The 12,812-nt window shown below is 70.1% G+C and carries 12 protein-coding genes; 2 read left to right on the forward strand and 10 right to left on the reverse strand.

Features of this window, described 5'->3' with window-relative positions:
• Positions 1 to 14: 14 nt before the first annotated feature.
• The 3 genes from Plo01_RS13590 to Plo01_RS13600 are packed head-to-tail and all read right to left on the reverse strand — an operon-like array spanning position 15 to position 2,383.
• The gene (locus tag Plo01_RS13590) at positions 15 to 599 is read right to left on the reverse strand and encodes a TlpA family protein disulfide reductase (RefSeq protein ID WP_203890894.1); all 585 of its coding nucleotides are present in this window, start codon (positions 597 to 599) and stop codon (positions 15 to 17) included.
• 56 nt (positions 600 to 655) lie between these two features.
• Positions 656 to 1,294 carry a histidine phosphatase family protein gene (locus Plo01_RS13595; protein ID WP_203890895.1) on the reverse strand — a complete coding sequence of 213 codons (639 nt, stop codon included), beginning with the start codon at positions 1,292 to 1,294 and terminating at the stop codon, positions 656 to 658.
• Positions 1,295 to 1,306: 12 nt separating this feature from the next.
• Positions 1,307 to 2,383, reverse strand: a complete 1,077-nt coding sequence (locus Plo01_RS13600) for a LysR family transcriptional regulator (RefSeq protein ID WP_203890896.1) — start codon at positions 2,381 to 2,383, stop codon at positions 1,307 to 1,309.
• Positions 2,384 to 3,213: 830 nt separating this feature from the next.
• On the opposite strand from Plo01_RS13600, the gene Plo01_RS13605 reads away from it, so the two are divergent.
• Entirely contained in the window at positions 3,214 to 3,684 is a 471-nt protein-coding gene (locus tag Plo01_RS13605) for a hypothetical protein (RefSeq protein WP_203890897.1), read from the forward strand.
• Between the two features lie 744 nt (positions 3,685 to 4,428).
• Here Plo01_RS13605 and hemL read toward each other — a convergent pair.
• The 7 genes from hemL to Plo01_RS13640 all read right to left on the reverse strand — a co-directional run bounded on the left by hemL (position 4,429) and on the right by Plo01_RS13640 (position 12,295).
• Positions 4,429 to 5,727 (reverse strand): glutamate-1-semialdehyde 2,1-aminomutase, encoded by a 1,299-nt coding sequence (gene hemL, locus Plo01_RS13610; protein WP_203890898.1) that lies wholly within the window; start codon positions 5,725 to 5,727, stop codon positions 4,429 to 4,431.
• A gap of 75 nt (positions 5,728 to 5,802) precedes the next feature.
• The gene (locus Plo01_RS13615; protein ID WP_203890899.1) at positions 5,803 to 6,447 is read right to left on the reverse strand and encodes a bifunctional DNA primase/polymerase; all 645 of its coding nucleotides are present in this window, start codon (positions 6,445 to 6,447) and stop codon (positions 5,803 to 5,805) included.
• 209 nt (positions 6,448 to 6,656) lie between these two features.
• Positions 6,657 to 7,643: a porphobilinogen synthase gene (gene hemB / locus Plo01_RS13620; RefSeq protein ID WP_203890900.1), complete on the reverse strand. Its 987-nt coding sequence runs from the start codon at positions 7,641 to 7,643 to the stop codon at positions 6,657 to 6,659.
• An 18-nt stretch (positions 7,644 to 7,661) separates the two neighbouring features.
• Positions 7,662 to 9,242 carry a bifunctional uroporphyrinogen-III C-methyltransferase/uroporphyrinogen-III synthase gene (locus tag Plo01_RS13625; protein WP_203890901.1) on the reverse strand — a complete coding sequence of 527 codons (1,581 nt, stop codon included), beginning with the start codon at positions 9,240 to 9,242 and terminating at the stop codon, positions 7,662 to 7,664.
• Positions 9,239 to 10,111: a hydroxymethylbilane synthase gene (hemC, locus tag Plo01_RS13630; protein WP_239316240.1), complete on the reverse strand. Its 873-nt coding sequence runs from the start codon at positions 10,109 to 10,111 to the stop codon at positions 9,239 to 9,241. Before hemC ends, Plo01_RS13625 begins: the two co-directional genes overlap by 4 nt.
• Before the next feature lie 35 nt (positions 10,112 to 10,146).
• Complete coding sequence (locus tag Plo01_RS13635) at positions 10,147 to 11,454, reverse strand: glutamyl-tRNA reductase (RefSeq protein ID WP_203890902.1); 1,308 nt, start codon at positions 11,452 to 11,454, stop codon at positions 10,147 to 10,149.
• Positions 11,455 to 11,587: 133 nt separating this feature from the next.
• On the reverse strand, positions 11,588 to 12,295 hold the full coding sequence (locus Plo01_RS13640; protein WP_203890903.1) for a redox-sensing transcriptional repressor Rex: 708 nt from the start codon (positions 12,293 to 12,295) through the stop codon (positions 11,588 to 11,590).
• A gap of 207 nt (positions 12,296 to 12,502) precedes the next feature.
• On the opposite strand from Plo01_RS13640, the gene Plo01_RS13645 reads away from it, so the two are divergent.
• The gene (locus Plo01_RS13645) at positions 12,503 to 12,751 is read left to right on the forward strand and encodes a glutaredoxin family protein (RefSeq protein ID WP_203890904.1); all 249 of its coding nucleotides are present in this window, start codon (positions 12,503 to 12,505) and stop codon (positions 12,749 to 12,751) included.
• Positions 12,752 to 12,812 lie beyond the last annotated feature (61 nt).

Here is a 12,812-nt window from a genome sequence, read left to right on the forward strand (position 1 = left end):
TTGCTTCTCATCGTCTACTTCTCATCGCTGACCTTGGTGACCGCGTCGAGCAGGTCGTTGTACTTGACCGCGCCGAGGGCGCGCGCGGCGATGCGGCCCTGACGATCGATGATCAGAGTTGCGGGGATGGAGGCCGGAGGCACGCTGCCCTGAAAAGCGAGTGCGACCTTGCCGGGCTGGTCGAAAATGCTGGGATAGCCAGGACTCTGGCTGTTCTCGAAAGCGATCGCTGCGGCCTTGCGGTCCTTGATGCTGATTCCGAGGAACTCCACGCCGTCCGCCTTGGTCTTGGCGGCGATGTCTTTCAGTACCGGAGCCTCGGCCCGGCAGGGCACGCACCATGAAGCCCAGAAGTTGAGCACCACGACCTTGCCTCGGTACGCGGCGAGCGAGACGGTGTCCTCGGTGAGCGTCGGCCCTTCGATCGCGGGGGCAATCCTACGGTCGGCGACCGCGAAGAAGGTGACCTCCCCATCACCTGCCACGAAGCGCGTGTCCCCCGCCTGCGGCTGCGACTGCGGGCTCCCGGCGCATCCGGCCGCTCCCGCGACGAGGACGACGGCGGCCAGGACGGCGGCAGCGGACGATGTGGCGCGCATCGGCGGAAGGATCTCCCTGTACTACAGGCGGTAGAGCAGTCACTCTACCCGCGGGGTCAGGCGCCCGGCACAGTGGGGCGTCGGACGAGCGCGGCCGCCGGCTCGCCGTAGCCCACGCTCACCAGCCGATCTTCCTCGAAGGTGAGACTGGTGAGGCTGGCGAGTCCGCACTGCCGGCGGCGCGGGTCGTGCACGAGCCGCCGCCCCTCGGCCGCCAGCCGGATGATCCAGATGGGGAGCTGGTGGCTGACCAGCACCGCCTCGTGCCCGCGCGCCGCGGCGCGGGCGGACAGGATCGCCCCCCGCATCCGCGCGACCACCTCGCTGTACGGCTCCCCCCAGGAGGGGCGGAGCGGGTTCCACAGGTGGCGGTAGTAACGCGGGTTGCGGAACACCCCGTCGCCGTTGCCCACCCGGACGCCCTCGAAGACGTTGCCGGCCTCGATGAGGCGCTCGTCGACCGTGACGTCCAGGCCGAAGGTCTTCGCGATCGGGGCGGCGGTCTCCTGCGCCCGCTCCAGCGGGGAGGAGAACAGGGCGACGACGTCGCGTCCGGCGATCGAGGCGGCGACGGTCTCGGCCATCCGCCTGCCGTTCTCCGACAGGTGGTAGTCCGGCAGCCTGCCGTACAGAACGTTGGCGGGGTTGTGGACCTCGCCGTGGCGCAGGAGATGAACGACGGTGATCTCAGCCATGGTCCGGTCAGCCTACCGACTGGTAGCGGCAGGGAAGACCGACTCACGTGCGGGGGAACCCGCGGCGTGGCGCGGCGGGAGCACCTCGTCGCCGGCCCGCTCCGGGGAGAGCGCGCCGTCGGGAACGTCCGGCGGGAACATGCCGCCGTGGCCGTCCAGCGGGAACGCGCCGTCGGCGGCGTAACGCGCCTGGAAGCCCTCCGAGACCGCCTTGAGGGCGTCGACGGCGGCGCGGATCGCCGGGCGGCGGGCGGCGTCGGCGCGCCAGAGCACGTAGATCCTCCGGATCGGGCGGGGCCGGACCGCCACGATCCGCACCCCCTCCGGGAAGAAGTCGCGCCCGAGCCGGGGGATGATCGCGCAGCCCTGCCCCGCCGCCACGAGCGCGAGCTGGGTCGGATATTCGTCCGCCATGCAGGTGATGTCCGGCTCCACCTCGGCCGCGCGGAGGGTGTAGACCAGCCAGTCATGGCAGACCGTGCCGGGCGAGCCGCTGATCCAGCGCTCCCCGGCCAGCTCGGACAGCTCGATCTCCGCCCGTTCCGCCAGGGGATGGCCGGCGGGCAGGATCACGTCGGCGACGTCGTCGAAGAGGGTCACCCGCGACAGCCCTTCGGGGATGGCCATCGGCCGGTTCATCCAGTCCTGGATCACCGCCAGGTCCAGTTCGCCCCGCGTGACCTCGCGGACCTGCCGTTCCGGCTCCCGCTCGTGCAGCTGGATCCTCAGGTCGGGGTGGCGCTCGCGCAGGCGGACCAGGGCCCCCGGCAGCAGCCCCCGGGCGGCGGTGGGGAAGGCCGCGATGCTCAACCGGCCCACCACCTCGCCGCGCAGCGCCTCGAAGTCGGCCTCGGCGGTCTCCACCAGGGCGAGGATGCGCCCGGCGTGGTCGGCCAGCAGCCCCGCCGCGTCCGTCAGGCGCACCCCGCGCCCGTTGCGCTCCAGCAGGGTGGCGCCGGTCTCCCGCTCCAGCTTCGCGAGCTGCTGCGAGACCGCCGACGGCGTCACCATCAGCGCGTCGGCCGCCGCGCCCACCGATCCGTAGGTGGCCACGGCGTGCAGGGCCTTCAGCCGGTTGAGGTCCAACATGTAGCGATTCTAAATGAGAAAATGAAAAAACTCTTCGCACACTGAATCACCAGAGGGCTGTCGACGTCTGGGTCGCGGTGTCGAATTCGGTAACCGACGCCTCTCGGAGGTCGCGTTCGCTGCCCGTGTGGTCAGGGTCGCCTCTCCACTCCCTTCGGCGATCACGCTGAGTCCAACTACCGGGAACGCTACGACCCACATGGCGCTCCTGCATCGCCTCAGCGCATCTTGATCACCCTCTGGCCCCTCCGGTCGTGCGCCCCGCACAACGAGCCATGCCGGCCCTGCCGCCCATCTGCTCATACCCGCAGCCGCGTCCACACCTTCGAGCGAACGGCAACCAGAGAATCATAAACAACCATCCCGTCAGGAGATTTAGCCTTTCCGACTCAGGTCACGGCGCACCGTTCCCATTTACGTAGCCACGCATTGCGATAACCCGCCGCCAGAACCGGCAGATCATGACCGCAACGCCGACTCAATAGCCAATGATCGCATGTTGACCCATCTGCAATCCGACTGCAATTCGGCGCCGGCGGCCGGAGTTCACCGATTCGACCTGCAAGAACACCCCTAATCCAGACTCAAGAACGAGCGGACTATTAAGAATTCAACTTTTCCATAGCTGACGAATCATGGCTGCGCAAGATCTTGACAGGAATTATCTAAAAGAATAACTTCGCCCAAACGGAGCACCTTCCAATCAAAGAAAGGGGATTGACGAGAAGAACCACATGGGGCCGGCAGCCCACAACCAAGGGAAGCCGCGAGAAGAAACGATAGAACGCTCCGCTCCCGGATTCCCTTAATACACAAGGAGCATAATTATCATGTCTCGCAAGGTTAAGCTCGCCACAACTGCGATTATCGCCCTAGCAGCCACAATCACTCCGGTCTCCGCGAGTGCGGCCGACGCAAAGATCATTCCGAGGGCAGAAGTGGTCGTCTACGACAAGAGCCACGTCTGCGGCATGGACGAGATGGATTACGTCTCCGGTGGTCCTGGCCCGAAGAGCATCACCCTCACTCGCTCGGCCACGGCTGAGTCGTCGTGGAGCGCCGAAGTCAGCGTCTCAAAGTCGGTCGTGGACGCCGGAGTCGGATACAACACGAAGAGGGCGTGGACGATCACACAGAGCGCCACCTACAACGTCCCCAAGCGCAAGTACGGGTCCATCACGTCCTTCCCCTACTACGAGGTCAGTTACTTCAATGTCAGGCTGTGGCCGTCGGGACACCACCTCGGCAAGGGTTACGCAATGAAACCCATCGGCGCCTGCTTCGTCAGGAGATCATGGTGAGTCTCAGGCGGGCTCCCCTCTCGGAAGGATCATCCACCAAGCCGGGAAACGATTCATCCCTGGACCGCCTAACCGGAGGAATCTAATGGCAGGATCCAACACCATAAGGGCGATAGCGCTTTCCGCAACCGCGCTAGTCGGCTCTTCCTTCATGGCGATCCCCGCTCAGGCACAGACGGAGTCAGCCAGCTGCACCTGGACCTTCTCTAAGCCTTCCATCCGCTCCTTAGGAGTTGTCTACGGAGCCGTCAACACGAGTGGATGCTCCAACGGCTGGAAGTTCAAGGTGACGCTTATGGAGTGGGACAGTGGGTACGAGACTCCGGTCGGCCGCTCCTGGCGCGGAAACGGACGTTTCGGAACGACCGCGGGTTGCATCAACGGAGAGACCTGGGTAACGGCGATCGAGGCGCGTAGCCCCAACGGAACCACATATTTCGACTACAGCGGCAAAAGCAAGTTCAGGTCCGGCTGCGAAGATCCCTCATAAGGGCCAGAAGGGCGCTCTGTCCCGAGAGCACGAAGCGCCGAGGCCCTTGCCGTAGTAGCCACTGATCACGATATCTTCCGGTCAGGGCGACGGTGACATACTCCACCGTCGCCCCGACCGCTGACCGCATTCGCCTCCGTCACCGCCGAGTGCGACTGGCGGCGCGTCCCGTTCTATCGGCAGACGTAACTCACGTCCTCGATCAGCCAAGCGGGCGGTCGCAAGGATCATCTAGCGGTGACCAACGGACGGGTCTACACGAAAGCTTGGGCGGCGGCCTTGGCGGCGGCCGGGAGGGCCTCGGCGACGCGGGACAGGGCCTCGTCGTCGTGGGCCGCCGACAGGAACCACGCCTCGTAGGCCGACGGGGGCAGGTAGACGCCCTGGTCGAGCATGGCGTGGAAGAAGGCCCGGTAGGCGGCGGTGTTCTGCTTCTGCGCCGTGGCGAAGTCGGTCACCCGCTCGTCGGTGAAGAAGATGGAGAACAGGCTGCCCGCGCGCTGCAGGCGGTGCGGCACCCCGGCGGCGGCCAGGGCGTCGGCGGCGGCCCGGCCGATGACCAGCGCAGAGGCGTCCACCCGGTCGTAGACCTCGTCGTCGCAGGCGCGCAGCGTGGCCAGTCCGGCGGCGCAGGCCAGCGGATTGCCGGAGAGGGTGCCGGCCTGGTAGACCGGGCCCTCCGGGGCCAGGTGGGCCATCACCTCGGCCCGGCCGCCGAACGCGGCGGCGGGCAGGCCGCCGCCCATGACCTTGCCGAAGGTCATCAGGTCGGCGTCCACCGGGTCGAGGCCGTACCACCCGGACCTCGACACGCGGAAACCGGTCAGCACCTCATCGATGATCAGCAGCGCGCCGTGCGCGGTGCACAGCTCGCGGAGCGTGGCGTTGAAACCGTCCGCCGGCGGGACGACGCCCATGTTGGCCGGGCACGCCTCGGTGATCACGCAGGCGATCTCGTCGCCGAACGTGCGGAAGGCCTCCGTCACGGCCTCGACCGAGTTGTACGGCAGGACGACGGTGTCGGCGGCCGAGGCGCCGGTCACCCCGGGGGTGTCGGGGAGGCCGAAGGTGACCAGGCCCGATCCGGCCGAGGCGAGCAGGGCGTCCACGTGGCCGTGGTAGCAGCCGGCGAACTTGACGACCTTGGACCGGCCGGTGAAGCCGCGCGCCAGCCGCACGGCGGACATGGTGGCCTCGGTGCCCGAGCTGACCAGGCGGACCTTCTCCACGGGGGCCATCCGGTCGACGAGCTCCTCGGCGAGCTCGACCTCGCCGGCCGTGGCCGTGCCGAACGAGGTGCCGCGCGCCAGCGCCTCCTGCAGGGCCTCGATCACGGCCGGGTGCCGGTGCCCCAGGATCATCGGGCCCCAGGAGCAGACCAGGTCGACGTAGCGGTTGCCGTCCGCGTCGGTGATGTACGGTCCCTGGCCGGATGCCATGAAACGGGGCGTGCCGCCGACGGCGCCGAAGGCGCGGACCGGGGAGTTCACACCCCCGGGGACGACCTGGCGGGCGCGGGCGAACAGGTCCTCGGAGTTCTCAGTACGGCTCACCGTCCCAGATTACGGGGCAGGGGGGCCGGGCTGTGTTCATGGCCGTGCTGCGCACGGTGATGGCGCGCGGGGGGGTCACTCGCAGACGTCGGCGAGGATGTCCAGGACGCGGAGCGGGTCGGGCAGCGGGCGGCCGTCCGGGGGGCGCAGCCACGCGGCGGGCTGACCGGTCGCCAGGAGGGAGGGCGGGGCGAGGACGAAGCTGTCCCGGCAGTGCCAGCGCAGGCCGGGCATCTCCTCGATGGTCGAGGGGCCGTAGTCGAGGGGGCACGACCACCACTCGTCCTCGTCGGCGGAGGTGTTGCGGGTGGCCACATAGAAAAGGACCCGGTCGCCGTTCACGGCGACCGGGCCCGATGCGGTTCCGGCGGCGTCCGTCGTCGCGAGGGCGGCGAGCCCCGCCGCCGCCGGTACGTCGAAGACGTCGAAGACGCGTCCGGTGGGCAGCACGATGTTCGCCTCGGGCTCGTTGCGCCACCAGTGGGCGAGCAGGGCGGTGTCGGTGGTGGCCTGCATCTGCCAGGCGCGCGAGATCGGGTGGTTGCCCACGTCGGGGCAGCCGACGCGATCACAGGAGCAGGCCCGCGCGCCGTTCGCGAGCGGCCGCGCGCCGGGACAGCTCGCCCAGCCGAGCGAGGCGTACTCCATCACGGACGTGACGATCTGCTGTTTCGGATGAGCCCGTCGCCTGGTACGACGAGCCAGCGGTACCCCCACCATGCGTGTCCTCCGTTGTCCGCGTGCCCCGCGTCATACCCGAATACGACATATCCATCTCTGGCAGACAAAGGGAGACACTCAGAGGTCTACGCCACCTGGGACACATCCGCACCGGTCATCGAACTCTAACGCACCCATTCCACCTCCTGGTGGCAAACCCCCAGTTCTGGGCATGTGCGAAGAGTCTCACCGCATCGCGGAACAGAAACTCACGTCAGTCGGCGGGCCGCCTCGGTCGCCCAGTAGGTGAGGATCAGGTCGGCCCCGGCGCGGCGGATCGCGACCAGCGACTCCGTGATGGCCCGCTCCCGGTCGATCCAGCCGTTGGCCGCCGCGGCCTCGACCATGGCGTACTCCCCGCTGACCTGGTAGGCCGCCACCGGCACGTCCACCAGGTCGCGAACCTGCCGCAGGATGTCGAGGTAGGCCAGCGCGGGCTTGACCATCACCGCGTCGGCGCCCTCGGCCAGGTCGAGCCGGACCTCGCGCAGCGCCTCGCCGATCGGCCCGGCCGGGTCCTGCTGGTAGGCGCTGCGGTCGCCGAACTGCGGCGCGCACTCGGCGGCGTCGCGGAACGGGCCGTAGAACGCCGAGGCGTACTTGGCGGAGTAGGCCAGGATCGGGATCTGCTCGAAGCCCTCGCCGTCCAGCGCCGCGCGGATGGCGGCGACCTGCCCGTCCATCATCCCGCTCGGCGCGATCACCTGCGACCCCGCCCGCGCCTGGGCCACCGCGGCGGCCGCGTAGCGCTCCAGGGTGGCGTCGTTGTCGACCTCGCCCGCGGGGGTGAGGATGCCGCAGTGCCCGTGGTCGGTGAACTCGTCCAGGCACGTGTCGGTCATCACGACCATCGTGTCGCCGACGTCGGCGGCCAGGTCCGCGACCGCCTGCTGGACGATCCCGGCCGGGTCGTCGGCGGCCGAGCCGCGGGCGTCCTTCACCGCCGGGACGCCGAACAGGATCAGCCCGCCGACCCCCGCCTCGGCCGCCTCGTGGGCGGCCTTGCGCAGCGAGTCGCGGGTGTGCTGGAACACGCCCGGCATCGACCCGATGGGCTGCGGCTCGGCGAGGCCCTCCTTGACGAACATCGGCAGCACCAGCTCGGCGGGGTGCAGCCTCGTGCCGGCCGTCATGCGGCGCATCGGCGCCGTACGGCGGAGCCTGCGCGGGCGCGCGGCGGGGAACTGGGCGGTCATGGTGGTCTTCCCCTCAGATCACTTGGCGCGACGGCGGGCCCCGCGGCGGGTCTGGGAGGGCCGGCGCGGCACCTCTCCAGCCGCCAGGGCGGCCTGACGCTGCTTCGCACCATACTCGGCGAGCGCGGCGGCGAGGGCGGAAGCCGATGCTTTGTCCGCCATCACGTCGACGCGGAGGTTGAGCTCCTCGGCCGTCTTGGCGGTCTGCGGGCCGATCGCGGCGATCACCGTGACGTTGTGCGGCTTGCCGGCGATGCCGACGAGGTTGCGCACCGTGCTGGAGGAGGTGAACAGCACCGCGTCGAAGCCGCCCCCCTTGATCGCGTTGCGGATCTCCTCGGGCGGCGGCGCCGCGCGCACGGTCCGGTAGGCCGTGACGTCGTCGCACTCCCATCCCAGCTCGGTCAGGCCCGCGACCAGGGCCTCGGTGGCGATGTCGGCGCGCGGCAGCAGGACCCGGTTGATCGGGTCGAGCATCGAGTCGTACGGCGGCCACTCGGCCAGCAGGCCCTCCGACGACTGCTCCCCGGTCGGGACCAGGTCCGGCTTCACGCCGAACTCCACCAGGGCCCGCGCGGTGGCCTCGCCCACGGCGGCGACCTTCAGCCCGGCGAAGGCGCGGGCGTCCAGGCCGTACTCCTCGAACTTCTCGCGCACGGCCTTGACCGCGTTCGCGCTGGTGAAGGCGACCCACTCGTAGCGGCCCGTGACCAGGCCCTTGATCGCCCGATCCATCTGCTGCGGGGTGCGCGGCGGCTCGACGGAGATCGTCGGGACCTCCTCGGGCACCGCGCCGTAGGAGCGCAGCTGCTCGACCAGGCCGGCGGACTGCTCCTTGGTGCGGGGCACGAGCACCCGCCAGCCGAACAGCGGCTTGGTCTCGAACCACGACAGCCGCTCGCGCATGCCGACGGCCTCGCCGACCACGATCAGCGCGGGCTCGGTCATCCCGGCGTGCTTGAGGTCGGGCGCCATCCGGCCGAGCGTGGTCACCACGGTGTACTGCTCCGTCGTGGTGCCCGAGCTGCTGATCGCGACGGGCGTGGAGTCCGGCCGGCCGGCGGCGACCAGCGCCTTGCCGATCGCCACGGCGTCGGCGATCCCGTTGTAGATCACCAGGGTTCCCGCCGAGGCCGCGTGCGTGCCCCAGTCGCCGACCATGGACGCGTCCACGACCCGGAACTCGGGCACGGAGACCGCCGCGGGGATGCCCGCGTAGGCGAGCACCGCCGTCGCCGGGGGGACCCCCGGCACGATCTCGAAGTCCACCTCCGCCGCGGTGCAGGCCGCGACCTCCTCGGTGATCGAGGAGAAGAACATCGGGTCGCCCGCGCACAGGCGTACGACGCCGCGACCCGCCTTGGCCGCCGTCACGGCCTCGATCGAGACCGCTCCCGCCCCGGAGTCGTCGACGATCTCGACGTCCTGGCGGCAGTGGCGCAGCAGCGAACCGTACGCCTCCCGGTCGAGCACGACGAGGTCGGCCTTCGCCAGCAGGTCGGCCCCGCGCAGCGTGAGCAGGCCCTCGTCACCCGGTCCCGCGCCGACGAAGGCGACGAGTCCCGCGGGATGCTCGAAGGTGGTACTTCCGGAGCTCAATGTGTCTGCTCCCCCATCAACGTGCCGGCCCCTTCTGCGATCATCTGGGCCGCGAGGTCGCGGCCCAGATCCACGGCCGCCGAAGAGGTCCCGGCGGTGGACTTGCGCACCGCGGTCCCGCCGTCGATGGCGACGACGGCCGCGGTCAGGTTCAGATCTTGCCCGTCGACGGCCGCGAACGCACCAACCGGAGCGGCGCAGCCCGCCTCCAGGGCGTTGAGCACGGTGCGCTCGGCCGTCACGGCGGCGCGGGTGACGGGGTCGTCGAGCACGCCCAGCAGCTCGATCAGATCGGCCCGGTCGGAGCGGACCTCCACGGCCAGCGCTCCCTGGCCGGGGGCCGGGAGCATCTCCTCGACCTCGAAGATCTGGGCGATCTCGGCCTCCCGGCCGAGCCTGACGAGCCCGGCCGCGGCCAGGACGACGCCGTGCAGCTCGCCGGAGGTGACCTTGCCGATCCTGGTCTCGCCGTTGCCGCGGATCGGAACGCATTCGATATCAGGACGGAGCATACGAAGCTGGGCGATTCTCCGCGGCGAGCCCGTGCCGATCCTCGCTCCCGGCGGCAGGTCGGCCAGCTTCCCCCCGGCGACCAGGGCGTCCCGGCAGTCGTCACGGGGCGGGATCGCGGCGATGACGACGCGCGGGTCGGGAGTGGTGGGCAGGTCCTTCAGCGAGTGCACCGCGAAGTCGATCTCGCCCTCGATCAGCTTGTCGCGCAGCGCGCTGACGAAGACGCCGGTCCCGCCCAGCTGCGTCAGGTTCGCCCTGGTCACGTCACCGTAGGTGGTGACGCCGACCGTCTCGACGGCCCGGCCGGTCAGCTCGGTGAACCGGGCGGCGACCAGCCCCGACTGCGTCGTGGCCATGAGGCTCCGACGCGTTCCCATCCTCAGGGGGCCCGTCACCGGTCCACCTCCATGTCGATCGTCTCGACGCGCCTGACCGCGTCGGGAACCCTCGGGTTCAGATTGAACAGCTCACGCAGCGCTTCCGCATAATGATCGCCCGCCGGAGACTCCGCGAGCTGCTTGACACGCACGGTGGGCTCGTGGAGCAGCTTGTCCACCACGCGCCTGACGGTCTGGGTGACCTCGTCGCGGACCCGGCCCTCGACCTCCGGGACCCGCGCCACGAGCCGCGCGAGCTCGGCCTCCACCACCTCGGCCGCCTTGCTCCGCAGCGCGACCACGGTCGGCGTGACGCGCGCGGCGCGCTCGGCCGTCAGGTAGGCCGCGACCTCCTCGGCGACGATCCCGCGCACCGCGGCGACCGCCTCGACCCGGCCGCCGTCGTCGGCGCCGGTCTCGGCCCCGCCCTCCTGCATGGACTCCAGGTCGACGAGGGTGACGCCGGGCAGCAGCCGGACGGCGGGATCCACGTCGTGCGGCAGGGCGAGGTCGAGCAGGAACATCTCCCGCGGGGTCACCATGTCCGCCGTGATGACCACGTCGGTGGCGCCGGTGCAGGAGATGACCAGGTCGGCCTCCGCCAGCTCCGCGGCCAGGTCGGAGAAGGGGGCGGCCCGGCCGCCGACCGTCTGCGCCAGCCGTACGGCGCGCTCGTGGGTCCGGTTGACCACCACGATGTCGCTCACCCCGGCCCGCTGCAGGGTCGCGGCGGACAGGGCGCTCATCGAACCGGCGCCGACCACCAGGGCCCTGCGGCCCCGTACCTGGCCGAGGGTCCGCTCGGCGAGGGTGAGGCCCACCCCCACCAGGGACGCGCCCGCCCGGTCGATGCCGGTCTCGGCGTGGGCCCGCTTGCCGACGCGCAGCGCCTGCTGGACGAGCTCGTTGAGGGTCGCGCCGAGGGTGCCCCGCTCCTGGCCGAGGCGGAGCGCCTGCCGTACCTGGCCGAGGATCTGCCCCTCGCCGACGACCATGGAGTCCAGGCCGGCGCCGACCGAGAACAGGTGCTCGACGGCCTGGTCCTCGTAGTGCACGTACAGGTGGGACGAGAGCTGCTCCTTCGGGACGCCCGAATGGACGCTGAGCAGCTCGGAGATCTCGTTCACCGCCGCGTGGAAGCGGTCCACGACGGCGTAGACCTCGACCCGGTTGCAGGTCGAGACGACCATGACCTCCGCGACGCACGCGGCGCCGTGGACGTCGTGCAGCAGCTTGGCCAGCCGGTCGCCCGAGACGGAGACGCGTTCCAGCAGGGCGACGGGAGCCGTCCGGTGACTCAGGCCGACGACGAGGACGCTCATCGGACGACGCCCCTCTCGCCCGACGGCCCGGAGCCCGCGAACGCGTCGCGCCGGCGGACCCGCTCGCCGCGCCCGCCCGTCCGGCGGTCGCCTCGCGTCCGCTCGCGGCGGCTCTCCGCCGTTCTCTGTGCAGTCACAGGTCCACCGCCTCGGGCCATTCCTCGGCCATCGCGGCCCCCCCAGTCATCCGATCCGTCTTGCGTTGCTCGTGGAACGCGAGGATCTGCAGCTCGATCGATAGGTCGACCTTACGGATATCGACGCCTTCGGGCACGGAAAGCACGACGGGGGCGAAGTTCAAGATGCTGGTGATCCCCGCGGCGATGACCCGGTCGGCCACCTGCTGGGCCGCCGCCGCCGGTGTCGCGAGCACCACGATCGACACTCCCCGCCGTCTGATAACGGCCTCCAGCTCGTCGATGTGCTCCACATTCAATCCCGCGATACGGTCGCCCACCACGGCGGGGTCGGCGTCGAGGAGCGCGGCGACCCGGAACCCCCGGGAGACGAACCCTCCGTAGTTGGCCAGTGCCCGTCCGAGGTTACCCACTCCGACGATCGCGATGGCCCAATCCTGGGTGAGACCCAGCTCACGGGAGATCTGGTAGATCAGATATTCGACGTCGTAGCCGACCCCGCGCGTGCCGTAGGACCCCAGGTGGGAGAGGTCCTTGCGGAGCTTGGCGGAGTTCACGCCCGCGGCGACCGCCAGGTCCTCCGAGCTCACCGTCGCCAGTCCCCGCTCGGACATGCCGTTCAGCGCTCGCAAATAGAGCGGCAGCCGGGCGACGGTCGCCTCGGGGATGCCACGTTCACGAGCTTGGGACAGACGGCGAATCACGTGCCGGAGCTCCAGGGGGACAGGCGACCGGCGCGGCCCGGACGCAACGGATGACGAGGTGAGGCCACTGTCATCCAGGTTAGTCCCTTTGTGAACCGGTGCACAAAGTGATCCCCCACTCAGCGCATTCCAGAAGTTCCGCCTGCGACCGGCCCGGCGCCGGGGACGGGTGCGCGGGACCGCCGGGACACCCGTAACGTGGCGGGCATGTCACCGCAGGAACACCGCATCACACTGCTCGGCAAGCCCGGCTGCCACCTGTGCGACGACGCGCGGGCCGTGATCGAACGGGTCGCCGCCGAACTGGGCGTTCCCTGGGAGGAGCGCGACATCACCGCCTCCGAGGAGGACCAGGCGAAATACTGGGACATGATTCCGGTCACTCTCATCGACGGCGTGCAGCACGACTTCTGGCGCGTCGACGAGAAGCGCCTGCGGGCCGCGCTCGGCTCCTGAGCGCCGCCGGCTCCCGGAGGCCGTCGCGCCCCTCCTGAGAGGCCGTCGCGCCCCTCCTGGA

This window comes from Planobispora longispora, assembly GCF_016863135.1.
In the GTDB taxonomy this organism is placed as follows: domain Bacteria; phylum Actinomycetota; class Actinomycetes; order Streptosporangiales; family Streptosporangiaceae; genus Planobispora; species Planobispora longispora.